This is a genomic window from Streptomyces sp. NPDC048291 (genome assembly GCF_043201715.1).
Taxonomy (GTDB): Bacteria; Actinomycetota; Actinomycetes; order Streptomycetales; family Streptomycetaceae; genus Streptomyces.
On record NZ_JBICZC010000007.1, the window covers coordinates 285,832 to 309,575 of the forward strand.

The window sequence follows — 23,744 nt, forward strand, 5'->3', positions numbered from 1 at the left end:
GTCGCCCACCCACCGCCGCACCGCCTCTAGTGGGCGATATCCGCAAACCCCGCGATGTCCTGCGGCTTCCGCACCCCCGGCCCCACATACTCCGCCGACGGCCGCACCAACCGCCCCGTCCGCTTCTGCTCAAGAATGTGCGCCGACCACCCCGCGGTCCGCGCACACGTGAACATCGACGTGAACATGTGCGCCGGCACCTGCGCGAAGTCCAGCATGATCGCCGCCCAGAACTCCACGTTGGTGGCGAGCACACGATCCGGCCGCCGATTGTGGAGCTCCTCCAGCGCCGCCTTCTCCAACGCCTCCGCGATCTCGAACCGCGGCGCCCCCAGCTCCCGCGCCGTCCGCCGCAGCACCCGCGCCCGCGGATCCTCCGCCCGGTACACCCGGTGCCCGAACCCCATCAGCCGCTCACCACGGTCCAGCGCCCGCCTGACGTAGCCCACCGCGTCCCCGGTCCGCTCGATCTCCTCGATCATCCCGAGCACCCGGGAGGGCGCACCCCCGTGCAGCGGCCCCGACATGGCCCCCACCGCACCCGACAGCGCCGCGGCGACATCGGCACCGGTCGAGGCGATCACCCGCGCCGTGAACGTGGACGCGTTCATCCCGTGCTCGGCGGCCGAGGTCCAGTAGGCGTCCACGGCGGCCACATGTTTCGGGTCCGGCTCCCCCCGCCACCGGATCATGAACCGCTCGACCACCGAGTGCGCCTTGTCGATCTCCCGCTGCGGCACCATCGCCAGCCCCTGCCCGCGCGCGGACTGGGCGACGTACGACAGCGCCATCACCGCGGCCCGCGCCAGGTCCTCCCGGGCCTGGTCGGCATCGATGTCGAGGAGCGGCTTCAGCCCCCACACCGGCGCCAGCATGGCGAGCGCCGACTGCACGTCCACCCGGATGTCACCCGAATGGACGGGGATCGGGAACGGTTCGGCCGGCGGCAGCCCCGGGTTGAAGGCCCCGTCGACGAGCAGCCCCCACACGTTCCCGAACGAGACGTGCCCGACCAGATCCTCGATGTCGACGCCCCGGTACCGCAGGGCGCCTCCCTCCTTGTCCGGTTCGGCGATCTCCGTCTCGAACGCGACGACTCCTTCGAGCCCAGGCACGAAGTCGGACATGGGGCGGCTCCTCATGGGTGTAGGCGGAGGCAACTGCACCATAACTCCGAGTGCCAGAGTTGGGGACCCCAGCGGCACTGAGTGCCACGGTGGGTGTGCGTCACATGTGCCCCGGACCCATATGTGCATACGGCAAGATGACCGCGTGACCGATCGCGACGCCGCCGCCTCCGACGAACCCGTCCTCGACCCCGCCGCGATGCGCAAGCACTACCGGGCCGAGGGATTCGAGGAGCACGACCTGGCGGCCCACCCCATGGACCAGTTCACCCGCTGGTTCGAACAGGCCGCGCGGGCCGCCGCCGACGGGATGATCTACGAACCCAACGCGATGGTCCTCGCCACCGCCGACGCGGAGGGCCGACCCAGCTCACGCACGGTCCTGATGAAGCAGTACGACACCCGCGGCTTCGTCTTCTACACCAACTACGACTCCCGCAAGGCCCAGGACCTCGCCGCGAACCCGTACGTCTCGCTGGTCTTCCCCTGGCACGCCATCGCCCGCCAGGTCGTCGTCACCGGCACCGCCCGCCGCACCGGCCGCGACGAGACCGCCGCGTACTTCCGCACCCGCCCGCACGGCTCCCAGCTCGGTGCCTGGGCCAGCACCCAGTCGACGGTCATCTACTCCCGCGCCGAACTCGACGCCTCCTACGCGGAGCTCAGCGCCCGCTACCCCGAGGGCGAACAGGTCCCGGTCCCCCCGCACTGGGGCGGCTTCCGCATCGCCCCCCAGACCGTCGAGTTCTGGCAGGGCCGCCAGAACCGCCTCCACGACCGCCTCCGCTACGTCGCCGACCCCGCCGGCACCTGGCACGTGGAACGCCTCAGCCCCTGACACCCCCTGCGGGAGCGGGGCCCGGGTGCCGCAAACGCAGACGACCCGCGAGCTCGGGTCCCTCCGCCTGACGGCGAAGAGGCCGGCCGGACGTACCGGCGAGCTCGCGGGTCGGGTGACTGCTTGGGATTGGGCCGGCTGCGTGTTTCGAGCACACGCTGGTCCGGCACCGCACATGTGTGGTGCCGGGCCGCTAGCCCGCAGCCACCTCGCGCGTCCGGGTTTCACTCATTTACCCGATCACCTCCTCTCTCACGTACGGGCCAGCCTAAGAAGCTGCCGGGCAGGACTCAACTGTTTTTCGGGGGTGCTTGCGGGTGCGCTTCTCGCCGGGTGCTGTAGCCGTACCCGTCGCCCCGTTGCAGGAGCCGCAGATTCCAGCGCGAGACGTTGACGCGGCCTCGGGGGGTGGTGAGGCTGTGCCGAGCCGGGTGCCGTGATCCTTCATGCGCGTGCAGCGTAGGGCTCCGTGGTGCTTTCCCGCGGTGCTGGTTGATCGGCTTCCGAGTCGCCCCCTGGCGTTCCGCGCATGGCACAGGAAGGGATCGAGGTTTGCGCGCGGCGGTCGGCAGAAGGAGAGGGCGAGGCGTGAAGGGGTTTCGGGTCGGCCTGGTGGACGGGGACGGCGAGGCGCTCGAGGAGTGGCGGTATGTGCACAACGTCGTCGTGCCGCCTGCTGCGATGTCGGTCGAGGAGGCGCGGGAGCGGCTGGGGCGGGGGTACCGGCTGGAGAACGCGTACGACGGGGACGTGCTGGTGGGGTGTTCGACCGTGCGGCCTGTTGTCGGCGGGGTGGTGACGGTGATCGCGCGGGTGTTGCCGGAGTTCCGGCGGCGGGGGTTTGGGGCGGCGCTGTACGAGCATGCGCTCGCGTATGCGCGTGTGCAGGGCGCCGAGGTCGTCGAGACGTGTGTGCTGGGCGTCAACGAGGACGGGTTGCGGTTCGCCGCGCGGTGCGGATTCGTCGAGGTCGAGCGGTATGTGCTCGACGGGGAGAGTGACGAGTGGGTGGACCTGCGGCTGGGTCTGTGAGTGACCGCTTGCAACGATTCCCTCAATCTTGCGGGAACACAGTGTGGGCTGCGTCACGTTCGAGTTGAATGAAGGGCAGCGAGTGAGCCTGATGGGGGTCCAGGTGAGTGCTTCCCGGCGTAGTGGGGCCACGGACGAGCTGGGGCCCGACGAGCCCGAGCCGGAGCCGGAGCGCGATGTTCCGGAGGACTCGGGCGGTTCCGACCTGCTCGCGGCGCTGCTCGACGGCATGGACGCGGCACTGTGTGCCTTCGACGCGGACGGTTTCGTCACGCACTGGAACCGTGAGGCCGAGCGGATCCTGGGGTGGACGGCGGCCGAGGCGGTGGGCCGGCAGGGGTTCGCCGGCTGGGCGGTGCGGGAGGCGGACGCCGACGAGGTCGAGGGACGGCTGCTCTCCGCCATGCACGCTCCCGGGCGCCAGGTGCACGAGTTCGCGCTGCTCACGAAGGACGGCGGGCGGGTCCTCGTACGGACGCAGTCGGCGGCCGTGCGCGGGCCGGACGGGAAGCCGGCGGGGGTGTACTGCGCGTTCAGCGAGGTGCACGCGCAGATCGACCTGGAGCGGTCGATCGCGCTGAGCGAGGCGCTGTTCGAGGACGCGGCCTGGGGCGTCGTGGTCGTGGACGCGGATCTGCGGCCCGCCGTCGTCAACGCGTATGCGGCGCGGTCGCTCGGTATCGGGCGTACGTCGGCGCTCGGGCGGCCGTTGGGGGAGTTGCTGGCGCTGGGGGTGGAGGACCTCGAGGGCGCGCTGACGCATGTGCTGGCCGAGGGGGCGCCGCCCGCGCCGGCCGAGATGTGGCTGAGCGTGCCGACGCCGGAGGGCGAGCAGCGGCGCTGCTGGCGGTCGGGGTTCCTGCGGCTGGCGTCGCCGCTCGCGGAGGAGCCGGTGCCGCTCGGGGTCGGCTGGTTGTTCCAGGACGTCACGGAGGCCAAGCTGGCCGAGCAGGAGGCGGCGATGCTGCGCTTCCGGGCCAACCAGCTGCATCGTGCGGCCCGTGCGGCCGTGGAGTGCGAGGACCCGGCTGAGGCGGCGACCGTCCATCTGGACTTCGCGCTGGCCGGGTTCGCCGACCATGCGGTGATCGACCGGGTGGTGGGCGGTTCCCGGGCCGACGGGGAGGTGGGGCCGGTGCGGCTGGTGCGGATCGCCGCCACGCCGTCCGGGGCGCCGGGGCCGAGCATGCTGACGGGTGCGGCGGGGCTGCCGGTGCGCTACGAGGAGGGGCATCCGGCGTTGCAGTGCGTGGCGCGGGCAGGGAGCGTGCGGGCGGACGCCGGTTCGGTGCCGCTGGACCGGGCGCGGGCCTGGGCGCTGGACCGGCAGTGGCCCGGGGACGCGGTGCACGCGTTGTGCGCGGTGCTGCGCAGCCGGGGGCGGACGCTGGGCGTCGTGACGTTCCTGCGCGGGTCGGGCCGCAGCCGTTTCGAGCGCGCGGACGCGACGTACGCCGAGGACGTGGCCGTGCGCATCGCGACCGCGCTGGATCTCGCCCACCTCGTGAAGGACCGGCAGCAGTAGCCGCCGGCGGGCTTCACTGCTGGTAGAAGATCCGGTCGCGGTACTCCTCGAACATGCGGGCGTTCCATTCGTGGCCGCCGTCGACGTTGCCGGAGCGCAGCAGCGGGGGTTCGGTGCCGCGGTCGGCGAGGGTGGCCGCGGTGGTGGCCAGGACCGCCTGGAGCAGGGCGCTGGTGACGACCGTGGAGGCGGGCGCGAAGGGGGCCGGGATGGTGTCGAGGGTGAGTTCGGCGTCCCCGACGGCGATCTTCGAGTCGAGGACGATGTCGCAGTGGTCCTTGAGGTAGGTGCCGGAGGCGTGCCGGGAGGTGGTCTCGGCGGCGTACGCGACCGATGTCACGCCGATGACCTTGGCTCCGCGGTCGCGGGCGCTGATGGCCATCTCGACGGGCAGGGCGTTGCGGCCGGACAGGGAGATGATCACGAGGGTGTCGCCGGCGCGCAGGGGCGAGGTGTCGAGGACGGCGGTGGCGAGTCCGTCGACGCGTTCGAGGCGGGAGCCGAGGGTGGCGGGCATCACGTCGACGCCGACGAGGCCGGGGGCGGCGAGCAGGTTCATGAGGGCGAGGCCGCCGGCGCGGTAGACCACGTCCTGGGCGGGGAGGGAGGAGTGCCCGGCGCCGAAGGCGAACAGCCGGCCGCCTGCGGTGACGGTGTCGGCCAGCAGGGCGCCGGCGGCGGCGATGGCCTCGGCCTCCTCCTCCCGGACCCGCTGCAGGAGGCCGATGGCGGCGTCGAAGAACAGGTCGGCGGGCGTGCCGTCGCTCATGCGGGCCCCTTTGCGCGGTCGGCGTCAGCGTCTGTGTCGCGGATCACCCTCAGGTCTGGACCAGGTCGGTGTCAATACGGCCTGTGCGGGGGCGAGGCGGGGCGGGGGTGAGGGCGAGGGCGGGGGACGCTTACCGGCGCTTGCAGGGTGCCGCTGCGCCCACCCGTGCCGCCCTGCGGCACGCCTGCCCGCAGCTGGGTAGCCGGGTAGCTGAGTAGTTGGGTAGCTGAGCAGCTGGGAGCTGTGCGGCGTTCCCGTTTTTCCGGTGTCCCCCGCTTGTCAGTGGGATCCGGCAGAATTGGTTCCAGGGCCAGCGCACGCCGCCGGGGCTTCCGGCAGAGGTAATCGAGGGGCACGAATGTCCGGACTGATCGACACCACGGAGATGTATCTCCGCACCATCCTCGAGCTCGAAGAGGAAGGCGTCGTCCCCATGCGCGCCCGCATCGCGGAGCGGCTCGACCAGAGCGGGCCGACGGTGAGCCAGACGGTGGCGCGGATGGAGCGGGACGGACTGGTGTCCGTCGCCACCGACCGGCACCTGGAGCTGACCGACGAGGGGCGCCGGCTGGCGACGCGCGTGATGCGCAAGCACCGGCTCGCCGAGTGCCTGCTGGTCGACGTGATCGGCCTGGAGTGGGAGCAGGTGCACGCCGAGGCGTGTCGCTGGGAGCACGTGATGAGCGAGGCCGTGGAGCGGCGCGTCCTGGAGCTGCTGCGGCACCCGACCGAGTCGCCGTACGGCAATCCGATCCCGGGTCTGGAGGAGCTGGGCGAGAAGGACGGCGCGGACCCGTTCCTGGACGAGAGCATGGTGTCGCTGGCGGACCTGGACCCGGGTGCGGACGGCAAGACCGTGGTCGTGCGCCGGATCGGCGAGCCCATCCAGACCGACGCGCAGCTGATGTACACGCTGCGGCGGGCGGGTGTGCAGCCCGGTTCGGTGGTGAGCGTGACGGAGGCGGCCGGCGGGGTGCTGGTGGGCAGTGGCGGCGAGGCGGCCGAGCTGGAGGCGGACGTGGCCTCCCACGTGTTCGTCGCCAAGCGCTGAGCGCCGGGTGGAACCGGAGCGCCCCCGAACTCCGCGGCGCCCTTGAACTTCCGTTGCCCGTGCGGTAGTTGACGTCTCTCCTCGACGTCTTTCCCGTGTGTGTCGAACGCGTCGAATCCAAGATTCAGTGTGCCGAATCGCAGCGCTGGAACGTTTCGCGTGCAAGGCTGTCGCGAGAGGCATATGACCTGAGGGGGGCGGGGAGGATGTGCCGAAGGCGTGGACACGGGATTGGCCCCGGCACCTTTCGGTACCGGGGCCTGTCCTCCCCAGTGCTGACCCGGAGCCCCGAGCTCTCAGGGTCATCCCCGCGGACCGTTTTCCCCGAGCGGCCCGCCCCCCGCAGAACAAATCCCCCCGGCGGCGCCGATCATGCCTGGGGAGGGGTCACTCGAATGAGGGGTGTTGCCCGCGGGAACCCGATTTTCGAATAGAGGTTCGATAGGCTGCGGTGGTACCGAAGCACCACGAAGCGATCCGAGGCGACACTAGGCACGCGGAGCTAGGGGGGTGCCAAGCCCATGGCACGGCGCATCGACGTGACAGGAGCCGGCGGCGTACACCTCGCCGCCTGGGAGTTCGCGGACCCGCCCAAGACGGAGGACCCGGGCCACTCGTCGCCCGGCGTGTTGTTACTGCACGGCCTGATGGGCCGCGCCTCGCACTGGGCGTCCACCGCCCGCTGGCTCGCCGGCCGGCACCGCGCCGTCGCCCTCGACCAGCGCGGCCACGGCCAGAGCGACAAGCCCCCGCAGGCCGCCTACACCCGTGAGGCGTACGTCGAGGACGCCGCTGCCGCCGTCGAGCAGCTGGGCCTCGCCCCGGCCGTGCTCATCGGCCACGCCATGGGCGCGCTGACCGCCTGGCAGCTCGCCGCGAAGCGCCCCGAACTGGTGCGGGGCCTGATCATCTGCGACATGCGGGCCTCCGCGCTCGGCGCGGCCTCGCAGCGCGACTGGTCCGACTGGTTCAAGGCCTGGCCCGTCCCCTTCGCCACGCTCGCCGACGTACGCAAGTGGTTCGGCGAGGACGACCCCTGGGTGGAGCGGCCGAACCCCGCGCGCGGGGAGTTCTACGCCGAGGTGATGCACGAGTGCGCGGACGGCTGGCGGCCGGTGTTCGACCCCGACCGGATGCTGAGGTCCCGGGAGACCTGGGTGTACGACGCGCACTGGGAGGAGCTGGCCCAGGTGCCGTGCCCCACGCTGGTGGTGCGAGGGGTGGACGGGGAGCTGGGGCGGGCCGAGGCACAGGAGATGGTCCGGGTGCTGCCGAGGGGGGAGTACGCCGAGGTGGCGGACGCCGGGCACCTGCTGCCTTATGACCGGCCGGAGGCTTGGCGGGCGGCGGTGGAGCCGTTTCTTGATCGGGTGGGGGAGTGAAGAGCGCCCACGGGGCAGGGAGCCGCGCGACGTAGGCGGCCGCGGGTGCGTCGTGGTTGCTCACGCAGTTCCCCGCGCCCCTTTCAGGGCGCTGTTCCCCGCGCCCCTGACGGGGTGCCCCGGCTAGCCCTTGCTGACAGCGACGAGGATCTCCGGCAGGTTCGCCGCCGTGCGCGGTGCCGCCAGGCGCAGGCCCGCCCAGGTGATCGCCGCGCCGTAGCCGGCCCCCACCGGCAGCAGCAGCCAGGTCCACTCGCCGCCTCCCGCGCTGACGTTCAGTGCGATGGCCAGGGCGATGACCGGGGAGCAGAGCAGGGCCGCCGAGACCATGCCGCCGAAGATCGCGATCCAGGCGAGGCCTGCCTGGCCGGGGGCGACGTTCTTGTGGCCCTCCTGGGGGATGGAGTACGGGAAGCGGGCGGAGGTCCAGGCACCGGTCGCCAGCATCGCGCCGAGCAGGGCGAAGGAGAGGCCGAGCACCTCGGGCAGCCGGGGCCAGTCGCCCAGCACGGCCGTGGTCACGACGGTCACCAGGGTGGCGTACGGCAGGGTGATCAGCAGCAGGGCCAGCGCCCGCCCGCGCAGTTCCGCGTAGGCGTCCCGCGCGGACGAGATGGTCGTCGCCACCATCCAGAAGGCGGAGGTGTCCTGCCCGAACTGGTTGTACATCTGGATGCCGAGCATCCCGGCGGCGAAGCACGCGAAGTAGATCGAACCGGTGCCCTGCAGGGCGTTGAAGACGGGCACGATCAGGCCGATGGCCATCGAGGTCACCCAGGCGGCCTTGGTCTTGGGGTCGCGCCAGACGTAGCGCAGGCTGCGCGCCATGACCGTACCGGTGCGTCCGCCGGGCAGCAGCCGCCCCAGACCGCCGCCCTCGGGCGACCGGCTCCGGGTGGCCGCGTCGGGCGCCTGGAGCGTGGAACCGTCGGGTGAGGTCATCAGCCGGTCCAGCGTCCGCGCCCAGACGCCGACGAGCAGCGCCAGCGCGGCGAGGGACAGGCCGAGTTGGAGGGCCGCGGTCCCGTACGACCCCTCGCTCGCCGAGTGCACGGCGCCGATCGCCGATGCGGGCGGCAGCCACCGCACCACGTCGGCCACCGGCGCGAGCCTGCCGAGTCCGGCCGAACCGAGGCTCTGGGCACCGAAGTTGACGAGCTGCGCCCCGACGGCGATGACCAGGCCGCTGAGGACGGCCAGGTCACGTCCCTTGCGGCTGCTGAGCAGCCGGACGTTGGCGGTGGCCACGGCGCGCGCGAGGGCCACGCAGACCAGCAGCGCGAGGGCCACGGCGACGACCGCGACGCCGTAGCCGGCCGCGCCGTGCGCCACCGACACCGCGCAGCCCACCAGCAGCAACAGGCTGAACACGGGGCCGATGCCGATCAGCGAGGCGGCCAGCAGGGCCCGTACCAGCGGCCGGGGCCGCAGCGGGAGCATCACCAGCCGGGTCGGGTCCAGGGTCTCGTCGCCGCTGGGGAAGAACAGCGGCATGAACGCCCACCCCAGCGCCAGCACGGCGGCCCCCAGGACGGCCACCGCGTCCGCGTGCGCGTGCCCGCGCAGCAGGATCAGGCCCAGCAGTTGCAGTGCCGCGAACAGCAGCGCGACGACCGCCGACGCGACGAACGCGGCCCGCCGGCCGCCGGACTGGCGCAGCCCGTTGCGCAGCAGCGACAGCTTCAGCCGTACGACGGTGGCGGTCACGTCCGTCATCGGGCCGCCCCGCCGCCCAGCCAGTCCAGGTCGGAGGCCGTGTCCCGGCCGCTCGCCCCGACGAGTTCGAGGAACGCGGCCTGGAGGTTGGGATGCGCCCCGCGCACCTCCTCCAGCGTCCCCGTCGCGCGGATCCGCCCGGCCGCCAGCACCGCGACCCAGTCGCACAGCGACTCGACGAGCTCCATCACGTGGGAGGAGAAGACGACGGTCGCGCCGGAGCCGGTGTACCGCTCCAGGACGCCCCGGATGGTCTGCGCGGAGACCGGGTCGACGCCCTCGAACGGCTCGTCCAGGAAGAGGACTTCGGGGTTGTGGAGGAGAGCGGCGGCGAGCCCGATCTTCTTGCGCATGCCGGTCGAGTAGTCGACGACGAGTTTGTGCTGGGCGCCGGCCAGGTCGAGCACGTCCAGGAGCTGGGTGGCCCGCTTGTCGACCTCGGCGCCGGGGAGTCCGCGCAGCCGGCCGGAGTAGCCGAGCAGTTCGCGTCCGGAGAGCCGCTCGAAGAGGCGGAGGCCTTCGGGGAGGACGCCGATGCGGGCCTTCACCGCCACCGGGTCCCGCCACACGTCGTGGCCGACGACCTCGACGGAGCCCTGGTCCGGGCGGAGCAGCCCGGTCACCATGGAGAGGGTGGTGGTCTTGCCGGCGCCGTTGGGCCCGACCAGCCCGACGAACTTCCCGGCGGGCAGCGACAGGTCGATCCCGCCGACCGCCACCTGTTGCCCAAACCGTTTCCAGAGCCCACGAACACGTACGGCATCGGTCATGGGTGAACCCTACGGTGGGTGGGTTGGGGCCGGGGGGTGGGGACGCTCACCGGCGCTGGCCGTGTGCCGCTGCGCCCACCCGTGCCGCCCTGCGGCACGCCTGCCCGCAGCTGGGTAGCTGTGAAGCGCCCCGTAAGGGGCGCGGGGAACTGCGCGAGCAACCCCCACCGGCCCGCAGCCGCCGGGACCACAGCACTCGGCAGCCCGATAGGCGCGCTACCGGTCCCGCCCGCACGCATACGCCAACGGCGAGATCAGCTCCTCCGCATCCGGCAGCCACCGGTTCGCGGCGGTCGGCCGGCAGGCCCACTGCACGGCCCCCCGCGACCCGTACCGCGTCGGCGGAGCGGGGACGTAGGCCCCCTCGCCGAGCGCCGTGAGGTCCAGTGACGCCGGTGACCAGCCGATCTTCCGGACCAGGTCCGGCACCTTCACCGACGCTCCGGGAAGAACGAAGAACTGCATCCGGCGGTCGGGCGTCAGCGTCACCGGACCCAGCGTCAGCTCCATCCGCTCCATGCGCGCCAGCGCGAGAAACCCCGCCGTCTCCGGGACGGACAGCGCGTCGAAGGTACGACCCGTCGGCAGCAGGATCGACGCCGTCGGCTGCTTCTGCCACATCCGGCGCGCCACCGTCGCACTACCGGTGGCCTGCGTCGCCCAGTCCGGGCGCGCCGCGTGCGCGCCGGGCGCGCCGCACGCGACCTCACCGCAGGAGCAGCGTTGCACCCCCTCGACCGCTTCCAGCCAGGTGCCGGGAAAGACGTCCCAGTGACGCTCCTCGGCGTAGCGTACGGCGGTGTCCAGCAGCGATTCCCCGCGCTGCTTCGGAATCTGAGCGGCTTCGGCGCCGGCGATCGTCTCTTCCACGCCCAACACAACTCCCGCACCCACCTGGAGTTACGGGCGTAACGCGCGCGGGGGAGGAGCATCCTCTCCGCAACTGGGGCGCATGGATGCATGTGTGGGGGCGCGCAGGAGGAACCGGGGCGTGAGCGGGTAGTCACACGTGGGGGGTTCGGTGGCGGTCGTCCCCGCAGTTCCGCTGCCTTTACCCGGCAATCCTCGCATGTCCCGCATTTTCGGTATGTCCGCTGGGCAGTGATCGCAAAGGCCGGATCTTTTCCCTACAGGGAGTTCGCAGGGGGTACGCCATGGCCGCAAGGCCGCTTGTCGCGCGGCAGCCGAACGAACGGTTGCAGGCGCTCATCCAGGAGGCGGGGTGCTCGAACGCCGGGCTGGCCCGCCGGGTCAACATGTGCGGCGCCGAGCACGGTCTCGACCTCCGGTACGACAAGACGTCGGTCGCCCGCTGGCTGCGCGGCCAGCAGCCGCGGGGCCGGGCGCCCGCGATCATCGCCGAGGCGCTGGGGCGGAAGCTGGGCCGTACGGTCACGATCGACGAGATCGGCATGGCCAACGGCAAGAACCTCGCGTCGGGCGTCGGTCTCCAGTTCTCGCCGACCGTCCTGGGGGCCATCGAGCAGGTCTGCGAGCTGTGGCGGAGCGACGTGGGGCGCCGGGACTTCCTGTCCGGGTCGTCGGTCGCCGCGTCCGCGCTGGTGGAGCCCAGCCGGGACTGGCTGATCTCGGCGCCGGACGCGCAGGTGGCGCGGCAGGCGGGGCCGCGGGTCGGGCAGTCGGACGTGGCGGCGGTGAAGGCGATGACGCAGGCGCTCACCGACCTGGACCACCAGTTCGGCAGCGGGCATGTGCGGCCGGTCGTCGTGCACTACCTCAACAGCGTCGTCTCCGGGCTGCTGGCCGGCTCCTACCGGGAGTCCGTGGGGCGGGAGTTGTTCGCCGCCGTCGCCCGGCTCACCGAGCTGGCCGGGTACATGGCCGTCGACACCGGTCAACCCGGGCTCGCCCAGCGGTACTACATCCAGTCGCTGCGCCTCGCGCAGGCGGCGGGCGACCGCGGCTACGGCGGCTACGTGCTCGCCTCCTCCATGAGCCACCTCGCCGCGCAGCTCGGAAACCCGCGTGAGATCGCCCAGTTGGCGCGGGCGGCGCAGGAAGGGGCGCGGGGTCGCGTGACGCCGCGCGCGGAGGCGATGTTCTTCGCGGCCGAGGCCCGCGGCCACGCCCTGCTCGGCGATGTGCGGTCGGCGCAGCTGGCGTCCGGGCGGGCGGCGTCGGCGATGGAGGCGGCCGATCCGGCGTCCGGGGACGACCCGGCGTGGATCAGGCACTTCGACGAGGCCTACCTGGCCGACGAGTTGGCGCACTGCCACCGCGACCTGGGCCAGGCCGACGCGGCCGCCCGGTGCGCGCAGCAGTCGCTGGACGGGCACCCGGAGACCCGGGCCCGGCGCCGGGCGATCGGCTATGTGCTCCTCGCCACAGCGCAGGTGCAGCAGCGCGAGATCGAACAGGCCTGTGCCACCGGGACGAAGGCGGTCGAGCTGCTGGAGTCGGTCCGCTCCAACCGGGGCGCGGAGTATCTGGACGACTTCCAGCAGCGGTTGGAGCCGTTCCGGGACGAACCGGTGGTCAGGGAGTTCGGAGCGCGTCTGGATCTCCAGGCGGCCGCATGAATTCCTGCCCCGCGGGTGCGTGAACGTGTGGGAAACCACACCTTGCCGCGCAAGAAGCGGCATATACAGCGCACCGCGGGGCGGTTCTGTTACTGCTGTCACAGGGAACAAGATCGCGCCCTCGGCTGCGTGGCACCTTGCGGAGGGGACCCGGTAGCGTGAGTCCGATTCACAAGGTCCCCCATTAGTAGGAGTCCCGGTGACGCAGAGTGGACAGGGCGAGCCCGCGCGCGAAGGCATCGTGCTGCCCTCCGACGGTGGCGAGCCGCTGCTGCCGGGTATGACGGGCAGCCCGGTCCCCGTCGCGCAGCCGCCCGCCCCGGCCGCCGCGCCGCCCGAGGGCCAGTCCTGGGGCCAGCCGTGGGGCCCCGGCCACCAGCAGAGCCCGCAGCCCGAGCAGCCCGGCCAGGGCTGGCCGCAGGCGGCCGGCCAGGAGTGGGCCGCTCCGGAGCAGCTGCCGGCCGCCTGGACCGCCCAGTCGCACGCCGCCCAGTCGTCGCACGCCGCCCAGGTCCCCGGCGCGGGTCCGCTCCCGGCGGAGGGCGCGCCCACCCCGTCGTACGGCGGCGGCTACGGGCAGTCGTACGGCTACGGCGCCGCCCAGCCCCAGCAGGGGTACGGCGCCCCGCTGCCCCAGGCCGCCGGACAGGACCCCTACGGCGCTCCGGGCGCCGCGCTGCCGCCCGCCGTCCCGCAGGGGGGCCACGGCGGCTACGGCGGTGCGCTGCCGCCCGCCGACGAGGGCGCGACCCAGTTCATACCGCCGGTGCCCGCCGCGCCGGTGGACGAGGGCGCCACGCAGTTCATACCGCCGGTGCCCGCGGGCGCCGAGGGAGCCACCCAGCTCATACCGCCGGTGGGACCCGGGGCGCTGCCGCCCGAGATGTCCCACGAGCAGACCGCCTACCTCGGCGGCCGGCCGGCCCCCGCGGCGCACTCCGACGCCGATGCCACGCAGTACATCCCGCCGTACCAGGCCGCCGGCCCGCAGGCCGACGGCGACCGGCAGCCGCCCGCAGAGTTCGACAACCTCTTCCGCAGCGCGCCCGGCGACGAGCCCCCGGCCGCCTCCACGGCCCAGCTGCCGCGCTTCCAGCAGCAGCCCCAGAGCGGCTACCAGCAGCCGCCGGCGTACACCCCGCCCCCGACGTCGTACGACCCGACGCCGTACGACCACCACGACGACGGCGGCGGCCGGGGCGGCCGGGGCAGATCGAAGGTGCCGCTGATCGCGGCCGTCGGGATCGGCATCGCCGTGCTCGGCATCGGTGCCGGCGCCATGTTCAGCGGGGGCGGCGGGGGCTCGGACGACACCGGCAAGACGGTGGCCGCGTCCGCCCCGGCCTCCGACGGCTCCTCGTCGGCCGCGGCCGACCCCGCGAAGGCGCAGGCCGTCGCCCTGGACAAGCTGCTCGCCGACAGCGGCAGCAGCCGGGCCTCGGTGATCAACGCCGTAGCCCAGGTCAAGCAGTGCAAGAACCTCGACGGTTCCGCCTCCGACCTGCGCAACGCCGCCCAGCAGCGCACCGAGCTGGTCACCCGGCTGTCGAAGCTGTCCGTCGACAAGCTGCCGGACAACGCCCAGCTGAGCGACTCCCTCACCAAGGCCTGGCAGGCCTCCGCGAACGCCGACAACCACTACGCGGCCTGGGCCGACCAGGCCAAGGGCAAGCACGGCTGCCGCAAGGGCCAGGCCCGCACCACCGGCCAGACCGCCGCCGGCAACCGGGAGAGCGGCACTGCCAGCAGCCAGAAGGTGAAGGCGGCCGCGCTGTGGAACACGATCGCGAGCAAGTACGGACTGACCCAGCGGCAGCCGACCCAGCTGTGACCGGGAACGGACGGCCGGCGCGGGCGGGTGCGCGGGCCGGCCGTCCGCGGCCGGCCTCAGCTGAGGTCGGCGTTCTCCAGAATCTTGGTCATGTCCAGGGCCTGCTTGTTCGCCGACTGCAGCAGGCCGCTCTTGACCGTCTGCACGTTCACGTCGGCGTTGACCAGCCGGGCGAAGCCGGCCGCGGCGAGCTTGCCCTGGTAGGGCCAGGTCAGGGACGGGGTGAGGCCGCCGGTGGAGACCTTCAGGCCGTCGTTGAGGGTGTGCCGCACGCTGTCGGAGCTGACGTCGCCCTCGCCGATCTTCTCCAGCGCGGCGTTGAGGACCTGGTAGGCGATCCAGGTGGTCTGCACCCCGGCGTCGGCCGGGTCGATCCGGTTGTCGCCGAAGGCCTCCTTGCTGATGACCTTCTTCATCTCGTCCCAGCGCTTGTCCGAGGCCGCCGGGTACCAGCCGGTGATGTACGACCCCTCGTACGGGCCGGCCGCGCCGCCGGTGGAGTTGATGACCGTCTGGTCGACGCTGCCGACCTCGGCGGCCGTCTTCACCTTCGGGTAGTCCTGGCGGGCCCGCTGGAAGTTGTCCATGAAGGTGGCCGTGCGGTCGCCCAGCTCGGGCACCACGCAGCCCGTCTTCCCCGCGTTCGAGGTGGCGCTCTCCAGCGCCTTCTGCGACTGCTCGTCGTACTCGGTGAGGTCCTCGGCCGCGAGCTGGTCGATCGCCTTGGCGTGGCCGCCCGCCTGGAGGCCCGAGTCGAGCAGCTGGGGCAGCTGGTCGCCGGCGATGCTGTCCGGGCGGACCAGGGTGACCGGGCCGCAGGAGTCGGCCAGCGCCTCCCCGAGTCCGGCCAGCAGGGTCAGCGAGCCGCCGTTGACCGGGTAGGAGACGGGGCTGGTGAACTCCTGGTTCGACGCCCCGTAGCCGCCTATGTAGGGGATGGCCGCGCCCTCCAGCGGGGCGAAGTAGGAGTCGCCGAACTGGCTGTAGGAGCCGACCACGGCGACGACGTTCTCGTCGACCGCGCGCTGGGCGCAGGTCGCGGCGCCCACGCTGGAGTTGTGGTCGTTGCAGGTGAGGAGCTTGAGCTTGTGGCCGTGGATGCCGCCCTGGGAGTTGACCCACTTGATGTAGGCGGAGGCCATGGCGGGCATGCCGGGCTTGTTGGTGGCGCTGGTCCCCTGGGGCGCCCAGGTCATCACCTTGATCGAGTCGTCCGTCGAGGTGGAGAGTCCTGGGATGACGCCGCAGCCGGCCGCGAGTGCGGCGCAGGCCGTCATGGCCACCGTGGACAGAGCGGTGGCTCTGCCGCGCCGGTGGGTCGCGGGACGGATTCTGCTGGGGGTGGTGCTGGGAGTGGGGCGCCTGCCGGTCATGGACACGCACGATTCCGCCACATCACTAACCTGAAAGTGACCCATGGTCAATGAGAGGTGACGTGCAGGTGAATTGCGGGGGCCCGGTTAAGGGTGTGTGACGAGGAACGTACGATCGACGACCGTGCAAGGTTCGGAGAACTCTTCCCGTCGCGGCCGTCGCTCCTCCACCATGGGCGGCATGCCACTCAACGACATGCCGTGGTGGCGCTGGCGCAGCAATGTGCGCTCCGCGCTGCACATGCTCTCGGACCCGGACTTCCAGCGGAACGTCTGGCTGGCCGGGCAGGAAGGCTACGGCGACGTGACCGACGCGGTCTACCGGCTGGTCGAGGACACCTGGCTGGACAACTGGTCCGCGGAGAAATACGTCGGGACGATATTCCGCGACTCGCAGGAGGCGGCGCTCGTCGACACCGCCGTGCTGCGGGTGCTGCGGATCATGCACCAGGTGGGGCCGGACGCGCACGTCTCCGCCTACCTGGAGCACCAGGGCTGGCCGGACGCGATCCGCGCCGCCCGGGACGCGCACATACGCCTGGCGGCGAGCGACGGCGACGACCCGGACATCCCGCCGCGCAGCCTCGACGTGCTGCGGATCATGACGCGGGCGGCCTGAGTCCGCGGAGCGGACGCTGACCGGCGGGGCGGACGGGGCATGAGATTCTGTGGTGCATGACCGATCAAGGCACCCGAGCCCAGGCCGCCCCGGCCGACCAGTACGTCCTCACGCTCTCCTGCCCGGACAAAAAGGGCATCGTGCACGCCGTGTCGAGCTACCTGTTCATGACCGGCTGCAACATCGAGGACAGCCAGCAGTTCGGGGACCACGACACGGGTCTGTTCTTCATGCGGGTGCACTTCTCGGCGGACGCGCCGGTGACGGTCGACAAGCTGCGGGCGAGCTTCGCGGCGATCGGTGACTCCTTCCACATGGACTGGCAGATCAACCGGGCCGACGAGCGGATGCGCATCGTCCTCATGGTCAGCAAGTTCGGCCACTGCCTGAACGACCTGCTCTTCCGCGCCCGCATCGGCGCCCTGCCGGTGGACATCGCGGCCGTGGTCTCCAACCACACCGACTTCGCGGAGCTGGTGGAGTCGTACCACGTCCCCTTCCACCACATCCCGGTGACGAAGGAGACGAAGGCCGACGCCGAGGCCCAGCTCCTCGCCCTCGTCCGCGAGCAGGACGTCGAGCTGGTCGTCCTCGCCCGCTACATGCAGGTCCTCTCGGACGACCTGTGCAAGCAGCTGAGCGGCCGGATCATCAACATCCACCACTCGTTCCTGCCGAGCTTCAAGGGCGCGAAGCCGTACCACCAGGCGCACGCGCGGGGCGTGAAGCTGATCGGCGCGACCGCGCACTACGTCACGGCGGACCTGGACGAGGGCCCGATCATCGAGCAGGAGGTCGAACGCGTCGGCCACGACGTCACCCCCGACCAACTCGTCGCGATCGGCCGCGACGTGGAGTGCCAGGCGCTGGCCCGCGCGGTCAAGTGGCACGCGGAACGCCGCATCCTCCTCAACGGCCGCCGGACGGTCGTCTTCGCCTGAGCTTCGTACGACGGCCGCGGGTGGTTCGTGGCTGGTCGCGCAGTTCCCCGCGCCCCTGAAAAGCCGGAACTGCGCGAGCAACCCCCACGCACCCGCGGCCGCCGTACGACCGAACCCGCCTACATCCGGCTCAGGCTCGCCGCGGCGAAGAGTACGTCCCTGATCGCCGACCGGTCGCCGAGCTGGCCCGCGGCGGCCTCCTCCGGGGGGACGTGGCCCGCGGCCAGCCGGCAGAACTCCACGTCGTCCAGCGCCACATGCGCGACCTCGAACTCCGCCGAGCCCACCGCCCCCGGCGAGTCCAGCGGGATCAGCCACTCGCCGCCGCCGTTGCCCTCGATCTCCAGCCGCAGGCTGCGGCCGGGCCGTCCCGCAGGGACCAGGTGGGGGGTCTGGCCGGGCGACGCCAGCCCCGCCCGCCGGCGCTCGGCCAGCGCGTTGGGCAGCATCCGGGCCGCGAGGTCGATCATCCGGTGCAGGTGCCTGGGCGCCGGCGGCCCGTAGGGGTAGTCCACCGCGTCCGCGATGTCCTCCGCGTGCACCCAGCACTCGAAGGCGCGGTCCAGCATCGCGTCGTGCAGGGGCAGTTCGAAGTCGCCGTACGACACCCCGAGGCGCCCGGCGCCGCCGCCGGTGAAGGAGACGGTCTGTACGAGCCGGTGGCTCTGCTCCCGCCAGGGCACCCGCACCCCGCGCGTCGGCGGGAAGTGCGAGGCCTGCCAGAACGCCTCGGTGCGGGCGGCCGGGCCCTGCGCGCGGGCGTCCCCCAGCGGGTCCTCAAGGCCCAGCGCGGTCGCCACAAGACCGTCGACGGTCAGCAGATGCGCGATCACGCCGGCGACCGTCGTACGGCGGGTCGCCGCCGCCTCGCCGTCGAACCAGCGCAGCCGCACCGGCGCGTGCCACTCCGCGTCGCCGATGTCCTGGAGCAGGGCGTCCAGGCGGGCGGTCTCCGCATCGTAGGGCGCCGCCCAGGCGGGGATCGGGATCCTGGCCGGGCGGCGGTCCAGGCAGGCCTCCAGGACCCGGGTGCGCAGGCCGGGGTCGAGGTCCAGGCTCTCCGGCTGGTGCAGCAGGCCGACCGCCTCGCGCAGCCGCCGCGCCTCGTCCGCGCAGGCCCCGCAGTCGCCGAGGTGGATCTCGACGGCGAGGGACTCCGCCGTCGAGCACGCGGCCAGCGCCCACGCGCCGAGCAGCGACTTCAGGACGTCGTGCGACAGCTCCAGCGGTACGGGCGGCAGGCCGCCGACCGGGTCGGGCAGCGGCTGCCCGCCGTCCTCGACGGAGCTGCGGGGCAGCGGTATGCGCGGCGGCCGGCCGAGGTCGCCGCCGCCGTCCCGGGGCACCCCACCGTCCCCGGAGCCGGTGCCGTCGTGCGCCCCGGAGAACTCGGCGCCGGTCACCGCCCACCTCCGTAACCGGGAGGCGTCCCGGCGTCGTGCGCGGTGGACAGCAGCTGGAGGCCCAGGCGCAGCCGGCGGCGGGCCTCGTCCTCGGTGACGCCGAGGTCCACCGCGGTCTGCCGGTAGTCGCGGCGCTGGAAGTAGGCGAGCTCCAGGGCGGCGCGCAGCGGGACCGGCATGGAGTGCACGATGTAGTCCGCGCGGGCCGCGACGGAGGCCCGCCGCACCTTGTGCTCCAGCTCCTCCGCGGCCTGCGGGGAGCCGCTCTCGCCGGGGGCCAGCGCGGCGGTCTCGGTGGCCCGCAGGCGCTGCACGGCGAGCCGGTGGGCCAGCGCAGCGAGCCAGGAGCGCAACGGCCCCTGCCGGGGGTCGTAGGCGTCGGGGTGCTCCCAGACCTGGGCGAAGACCTCGCGGGTTATGCCGTCGGCGGCCCGTTCGTCCCCGAGGACGCGGTGCGCGAGTCCGTGCACGAGCGAGGCGAAGCGGTCGTACAGCTCACCGAGGGCGGCCGCCTCGCCGCGGGCGAGCCGCTGCTGCATCTTGCGGTCCCAGCGGGGCGGAACGTCCTTCTTCGCCATGCGGCCCCCTCCCCGTGCCTGTGTCCAGCGTGTCTCCACCGTCACCTCGAATGTAGTCGGCACGTCCGGCAACGCACGCCCCTTTATGGCAATGCGCGCCCCTTGACGGACCGCAGGTGGTAGTAGGCGCTTCCGGTAATCCCCTGCTCCTCGGCCGTCCCTCTGCTGCTCCCTGGCTACTCCTCGACTACTCCTCGGCTCTCACGCGCGTCTCCGGCCAAACCTTCTGTTTCTGATCGAACAGGACTGACCGTGACCGAAACAAGACCCTTACCGATCGGTGCTCGTTTGTCATCGGGGGTTTCGGGGAACGGCCGCTGGGCAGCCGCGCGAGAAGAAGCGTAGGAACACGCTCCGTTTCCGGGCGGTTCCGGAGATCCGGCGAGCGGAGGGCTGAGCCGTGGCTTTCAAGGTGACCGGCGTCGAACAGGGTGAGTGGGCCGTGCTCGGGGTGTCGGGCGAACTGGACCTGGTGACCTCGCCGGCGCTGCGCCAGCGGGTGCACGACGTGGTCGCGGAGGGCCACCACAGTCTGGTCCTCGACCTGTCCGACGTCTTCTTCTGCGATTCCAGCGGGGTCGGCGTCCTCATCGCGGCCCGCCGGCTGATCCGCTCCTGCCGGGGCCGGCTGCGGCTGATCCTGCCCGCCCACGGCGCGAGTGACGGGTCTCACGTCAACCGGGTGCTCGGCGCCCTCGGCGTGCGACGCCTCTTCGACGTCTACGCCGACATCGACAGCGCGACCTCCGACGAGGAGGACCCGCTGTCGGCATAGCCGCGTCCCACGGGCCCGACGGGCCCATAGCCGACGATGACGACAGTGCCACGTTGTTGTCGCGGAATTCCCCCGGTCTTGGCACAACCGTCGTTTTCCCGCTCTCCGGCCGCCGCCGCGTCGTACGCTCCCTGCGAGATGAACCCCCACGTCAAGTAAGGCGGCCCGAACAGACATGGTCAGCACCGAGTACGAGCGACGGATCGCCGCCCGGTTCGCAACCTTCGACCAGGACGGCAACGGCTGGATCGACCGAGAGGACTTCAACTCGGCGGCCAAGGCGCTGCTCGCCGAGTTCGAGGTCCCCGCGCGCTCCGCCAAGGGCCAGGCCCTGTACGCCGGCGCGGAGGCCTTCTGGCAGGGCATGGCCGGCATGGCGGACCGGGACGGCGACCAGCGCATCACCCGCCAGGAGTTCGTGAGCGGCGCGGTCAAGCGGCTGCACGACAACCCCGAGCGGTTCGGCGAGATCGCCCGCCCCTTCCTGCACGCGGCCCTCGCCCTCGCGGACACCGCGGGCACCGGCACGGCGACCGTCGCCGACACCGTGCGCGTGCTGCGCGTCCTCGGGGTCGTCCCGGAGCTCGCGCAGGCCATCGCGTCGGGCCTCGACACCGACGGCGACGGCAATGTCGCGGAGGCCGAGATCGTCCCGGCGTTCGCCCGCTACTTCACGATCCCGGAGTAGCTCTCCCGGGCGCCTCGGAGAACCGCTCGCGCAGCTTGTACTTGAGCACCTTGCGCAGCGTCTCGTTGCGCGGAAGGGCGTCCACCACCTCCAGCCGCTCCGGCAGCTTGTGCACCGACAGCCCCTCCGCGCGCAGGTACGACACCAGCTCCGGGAGCGTCGGCGCGGCGGATCCCGGCGGCTGTTCGACCACCGCGCAGACCAGTTCCCCGCGCTCCGCGTCCGGCAGCCCGACCACCGCCGCGTCGGCCACCGCCGGATGCGCGGCGAGCAGGTCCTCGATCTCCTTCGCCGAGATGTTCTCGCCCTTGCGGATGATCACGTCCTTCAGCCGCCCGGTGAGGACGAGATGGCCGGTCCCGGTCACCCGACCCAGGTCGCCGGTGCGCAGGAACCCGTCCTCGTCGAAGGCCGCGGCGGACTGCGCCGGATCCAGGTACCCCTGGCACACCGCCTCCCCGCGCAGCCGCACCTCGCCGCCCTCCGCGATCCGTATCTCCATCCCCGCCGGCGGCTTCCCCTCGGTCGTCGCCAGGTTCTCCGCGGTGTCGTCCGGCGCCCCCATCGTGATCATCGGCACCTCGGTCATGCCGTACCCGTGCGTCAGCTGCACCCCCATCTCGCGCACCACCGCGTGGTACACCTCAGGCGGCTTGGGCGCCCCGCCGCCGGCCAGCAGCCGCAGCGAGGGGATCACCGGAGTCCCGGGCCGTTTGCGCTGCTCGGCCAGGAACATCGAGTAGAACGCCGTCGAACCGCCCGCCACCGTCACCCCGTGCCTGCGGTACTCCGCCAGCGCGTCCGGCAGCGCGAACTGCTCGAACATCACTGCGGGGAAGCCGTACAGCAGCAGCATCACCGTGTAGTCGGGGCCGGCGATGTGCGCGTACGGGAACGCCATCGAGCCCACGTCGTCCGCCGTGAGCCGCAGCGCGTGCGCGAGGCACGAACCGCCCGCGATGAGCGAACGGTCCGTGTGGAGAACGCCCTTGGGGTCCGAGGTGGTTCCCGAGGTCCAGTAGATCCACCGGACGGAGGTGCCCTCGGCGGGCGGCGCGGGCAGCACGCCCGGATCGCCGTCGGGCAGCCCGGCGTCGTCGTACGCCTCGAAGATCCCCTTCGCGCCCAGCCGCCGCGCCAGCTCCGTGTGGTCGAAGCCGCGCCACACGCCGGGCACGGCGAAGAACTCGGCCCTGGACTCGCGCAGCGCGAAGCCGACCTCGCGGTCCCGGTAGAAGGGGATGACCGGGGACTGGACGGCGCCGAGCCTGGCCAGCGCGAAGGAGAGCACGGCCGTCTCGATCCGGGTCGGCAGCTGCCAGGCGACCACCGTGCCGGGGCGTACGCCCATGCCGTACAGGCCGGCCGCGACGCGTTCGGCACGCGCGCGCAGCCCGCCGAAGGAGAGGGCGCGGTCGCCCTGGAGGAACACCGGCCGGTCGGGGGTGAGCGCGGCGCGCCGGTCGACCAGGTCCCAGAGGGTGCGGGCGGTACTCAGCTCGTGTGCGGTGGCGTTCACGGAGTCCGTCATGGAGTCCCCCTGCCGGGCAGAACTGACGAGTCGTCAGATCGTAGGTCCTGGTGCCTTGTCGGTCCAGGGGTGCGCGGCTAGCCTGCGAGATCTGACAGACCGTCAACCATGGAGGGCCGGTGGATCTGTCGTACACACCCGAGGAGGAGGAGTTCCGGGCGCGGCTGCGGGAGTGGCTCGCCAAGGCGCTGCCCGGCCTCCCGCCCAAGCCGAGCCCCGACGACTGGCCGGGCCGCCGCGCCTACGACCTCGGCTGGCAGCGCACGCTGTACGACGCCGGGTACGCCGACGTCCACTGGGACGCCTCGCCGACCACCCGGCTGATCTTCCTGGAGGAGACCGAGAAGGCCGGCGCGCCCTACGTGGGCGCCAACTTCGTCGGTCTGCTGCACGCGGGGCCCACCATCGCGGCCGAGGGCACCGAGGCGCAGCGGGCCCGCTGGCTGGCGCCGATCCTGCGCGGCGACGAGGTGTGGTGCCAGGGCTTCAGCGAACCGGACGCCGGCTCCGACCTGGCGGCGCTGCGCACGCGCGCGTGGCGGGACGGCGGCGACTACGTGGTGAGCGGGTCCAAGATCTGGACCTCGCACGCGGAGGTCGCCGACTGGTGCGAACTGCTGGTGCGGACGGACCCGGAGGCGCCCAGGCACCGGGGCATCACCTGGCTGGCCATGCCCATGGACGCGCCGGGCATCACCGTACGGCCGCTGCGCACGCTCGCCGGATCGGCCGAGTTCGCCGAGGTGTTCCTCGACGAGGCGCGGGTGCCCGCGGCCAACCGGGTCGGCGCCGAGAACGACGGCTGGCGCGTCACCATGGTGACCCTCTCCTTCGAACGCGGTACCGCCTTCGTCGGCGAGGTCGTCGCCTGCCGCCGGGTGCTCGGCGACCTCGCGCGCGTGGCGCACGCGAACGGCGCCTGGGACGACCCGGAACTGCGCCGCCGCCTCGGCCGCCTGAACGCCGAGTTCCGGGCGCTGTGGCGGCTCACCCAGTGGAACGTCAGCGAGGCGGAGGGCAGCGGCGTGCCGGGCGTCGGCGGCTCGGTCTTCAAGCTGCGGTACTCGCACGCGCGCCAGGAGCTGTACGACGCGGCGGCGGCCGTGCTCGGGCCCGACGCGCTCGACCTGGACCGGCCCTGGGTCCTCGACCGGCTCTCCTCGCTCTCGTACACCATCGCGGCCGGGACCTCGCAGATCCAGCGGAACATCGTGGCCGAGCGGATCCTCGGGCTGCCGAAGGGGCGGTGAGCGGA

21 protein-coding genes are annotated in these 23,744 nt (G+C 72.5%); 12 read left to right on the plus strand and 9 right to left on the minus strand.

Annotation, left to right across the window (positions count from 1 at the left end; genetic code table 11):
- Nucleotides 1–26: 26 nt before the first annotated feature.
- Entirely contained in the window at nucleotides 27–1,127 is a 1,101-nt protein-coding gene (locus ACGF5O_RS20795) for a citrate synthase 2 (protein ID WP_393811324.1), read from the minus strand.
- 145 nt (nucleotides 1,128–1,272) lie between these two features.
- On the opposite strand from ACGF5O_RS20795, the gene pdxH reads away from it, so the two are divergent.
- From pdxH to ACGF5O_RS20810, 3 genes are all read left to right on the plus strand, one after another.
- Nucleotides 1,273–1,965, plus strand: coding sequence for a pyridoxamine 5'-phosphate oxidase (gene pdxH / locus ACGF5O_RS20800; RefSeq protein WP_393811325.1), 693 nt, complete (start codon nucleotides 1,273–1,275; stop codon nucleotides 1,963–1,965).
- A gap of 681 nt (nucleotides 1,966–2,646) precedes the next feature.
- Nucleotides 2,647–2,997 carry a GNAT family N-acetyltransferase gene (locus ACGF5O_RS20805; protein ID WP_393811562.1) on the plus strand — a complete coding sequence of 117 codons (351 nt, stop codon included), beginning with the start codon at nucleotides 2,647–2,649 and terminating at the stop codon, nucleotides 2,995–2,997.
- A gap of 91 nt (nucleotides 2,998–3,088) precedes the next feature.
- Entirely contained in the window at nucleotides 3,089–4,522 is a 1,434-nt protein-coding gene (locus tag ACGF5O_RS20810; RefSeq protein WP_393811563.1) for a PAS domain-containing protein, read from the plus strand.
- A gap of 13 nt (nucleotides 4,523–4,535) precedes the next feature.
- On the opposite strand, the gene ACGF5O_RS20815 is transcribed toward ACGF5O_RS20810, so the two are convergent.
- A complete protein-coding gene (locus ACGF5O_RS20815) occupies nucleotides 4,536–5,291 on the minus strand; it encodes an SIS domain-containing protein (protein WP_393811326.1) in 756 nt (251 codons plus the stop codon).
- A gap of 358 nt (nucleotides 5,292–5,649) precedes the next feature.
- Between ACGF5O_RS20815 and ACGF5O_RS20820 the strand changes: the two genes are divergently transcribed.
- The gene (locus ACGF5O_RS20820) at nucleotides 5,650–6,342 is read left to right on the plus strand and encodes a metal-dependent transcriptional regulator (RefSeq protein WP_093501586.1); all 693 of its coding nucleotides are present in this window, start codon (nucleotides 5,650–5,652) and stop codon (nucleotides 6,340–6,342) included.
- 521 nt (nucleotides 6,343–6,863) lie between these two features.
- Nucleotides 6,864–7,724 (plus strand): alpha/beta fold hydrolase, encoded by an 861-nt coding sequence (locus tag ACGF5O_RS20825; protein ID WP_393811327.1) that lies wholly within the window; start codon nucleotides 6,864–6,866, stop codon nucleotides 7,722–7,724.
- Nucleotides 7,725–7,847: 123 nt separating this feature from the next.
- Here ACGF5O_RS20825 and ACGF5O_RS20830 read toward each other — a convergent pair whose 3' ends face one another.
- From ACGF5O_RS20830 to ACGF5O_RS20840, 3 genes are all read right to left on the minus strand, one after another.
- Nucleotides 7,848–9,440, minus strand: a complete 1,593-nt coding sequence (locus tag ACGF5O_RS20830) for a transporter (protein ID WP_393811328.1) — start codon at nucleotides 9,438–9,440, stop codon at nucleotides 7,848–7,850.
- Entirely contained in the window at nucleotides 9,437–10,210 is a 774-nt protein-coding gene (locus ACGF5O_RS20835; RefSeq protein WP_393811329.1) for an ABC transporter ATP-binding protein, read from the minus strand. Before ACGF5O_RS20835 ends, ACGF5O_RS20830 begins: the two co-directional genes overlap by 4 nt.
- A gap of 216 nt (nucleotides 10,211–10,426) precedes the next feature.
- Nucleotides 10,427–11,089: a bifunctional DNA primase/polymerase gene (locus ACGF5O_RS20840; RefSeq protein WP_393811330.1), complete on the minus strand. Its 663-nt coding sequence runs from the start codon at nucleotides 11,087–11,089 to the stop codon at nucleotides 10,427–10,429.
- A 275-nt stretch (nucleotides 11,090–11,364) separates the two neighbouring features.
- Here ACGF5O_RS20840 and ACGF5O_RS20845 point away from each other — a divergent pair, with 275 nt between their 5' ends.
- Nucleotides 11,365–12,750, plus strand: a complete 1,386-nt coding sequence (locus ACGF5O_RS20845) for a transcriptional regulator (protein ID WP_393811331.1) — start codon at nucleotides 11,365–11,367, stop codon at nucleotides 12,748–12,750.
- A 199-nt stretch (nucleotides 12,751–12,949) separates the two neighbouring features.
- Entirely contained in the window at nucleotides 12,950–14,581 is a 1,632-nt protein-coding gene (locus ACGF5O_RS20850) for a hypothetical protein (RefSeq protein ID WP_393811332.1), read from the plus strand.
- Nucleotides 14,582–14,637: 56 nt separating this feature from the next.
- Here ACGF5O_RS20850 and ACGF5O_RS20855 read toward each other — a convergent pair whose 3' ends face one another.
- Nucleotides 14,638–15,954 (minus strand): ABC transporter substrate-binding protein, encoded by a 1,317-nt coding sequence (locus tag ACGF5O_RS20855; RefSeq protein ID WP_393811333.1) that lies wholly within the window; start codon nucleotides 15,952–15,954, stop codon nucleotides 14,638–14,640.
- 172 nt (nucleotides 15,955–16,126) lie between these two features.
- Here ACGF5O_RS20855 and ACGF5O_RS20860 point away from each other — a divergent pair, with 172 nt between their 5' ends.
- Both ACGF5O_RS20860 and purU read left to right on the plus strand, forming a co-directional pair.
- Entirely contained in the window at nucleotides 16,127–16,573 is a 447-nt protein-coding gene (locus ACGF5O_RS20860; protein WP_393811334.1) for a hypothetical protein, read from the plus strand.
- 56 nt (nucleotides 16,574–16,629) lie between these two features.
- Entirely contained in the window at nucleotides 16,630–17,514 is an 885-nt protein-coding gene (gene purU / locus ACGF5O_RS20865; RefSeq protein WP_393811335.1) for a formyltetrahydrofolate deformylase, read from the plus strand.
- A 119-nt stretch (nucleotides 17,515–17,633) separates the two neighbouring features.
- Here purU and ACGF5O_RS20870 read toward each other — a convergent pair whose 3' ends face one another.
- Both ACGF5O_RS20870 and ACGF5O_RS20875 read right to left on the minus strand, forming a co-directional pair.
- The gene (locus ACGF5O_RS20870) at nucleotides 17,634–18,917 is read right to left on the minus strand and encodes an MDMPI N domain containing protein (protein WP_393811336.1); all 1,284 of its coding nucleotides are present in this window, start codon (nucleotides 18,915–18,917) and stop codon (nucleotides 17,634–17,636) included.
- Nucleotides 18,914–19,495, minus strand: a complete 582-nt coding sequence (locus ACGF5O_RS20875) for a sigma-70 family RNA polymerase sigma factor (RefSeq protein WP_393811337.1) — start codon at nucleotides 19,493–19,495, stop codon at nucleotides 18,914–18,916. Before ACGF5O_RS20875 ends, ACGF5O_RS20870 begins: the two co-directional genes overlap by 4 nt.
- Before the next feature lie 400 nt (nucleotides 19,496–19,895).
- Between ACGF5O_RS20875 and ACGF5O_RS20880 the strand changes: the two genes are divergently transcribed.
- Nucleotides 19,896–20,270: an STAS domain-containing protein gene (locus tag ACGF5O_RS20880; protein ID WP_393811338.1), complete on the plus strand. Its 375-nt coding sequence runs from the start codon at nucleotides 19,896–19,898 to the stop codon at nucleotides 20,268–20,270.
- A 175-nt stretch (nucleotides 20,271–20,445) separates the two neighbouring features.
- The gene (locus tag ACGF5O_RS20885) at nucleotides 20,446–20,958 is read left to right on the plus strand and encodes an EF-hand domain-containing protein (RefSeq protein ID WP_393811339.1); all 513 of its coding nucleotides are present in this window, start codon (nucleotides 20,446–20,448) and stop codon (nucleotides 20,956–20,958) included.
- On the opposite strand, the gene ACGF5O_RS20890 is transcribed toward ACGF5O_RS20885, so the two are convergent.
- Nucleotides 20,942–22,477: a class I adenylate-forming enzyme family protein gene (locus tag ACGF5O_RS20890; protein WP_393811564.1), complete on the minus strand. Its 1,536-nt coding sequence runs from the start codon at nucleotides 22,475–22,477 to the stop codon at nucleotides 20,942–20,944. The genes ACGF5O_RS20885 and ACGF5O_RS20890 overlap by 17 nt on opposite strands.
- 131 nt (nucleotides 22,478–22,608) lie before the next feature.
- Here ACGF5O_RS20890 and ACGF5O_RS20895 point away from each other — a divergent pair, with 131 nt between their 5' ends.
- Entirely contained in the window at nucleotides 22,609–23,739 is a 1,131-nt protein-coding gene (locus ACGF5O_RS20895; RefSeq protein WP_393811340.1) for an acyl-CoA dehydrogenase family protein, read from the plus strand.
- Nucleotides 23,740–23,744 lie beyond the last annotated feature (5 nt).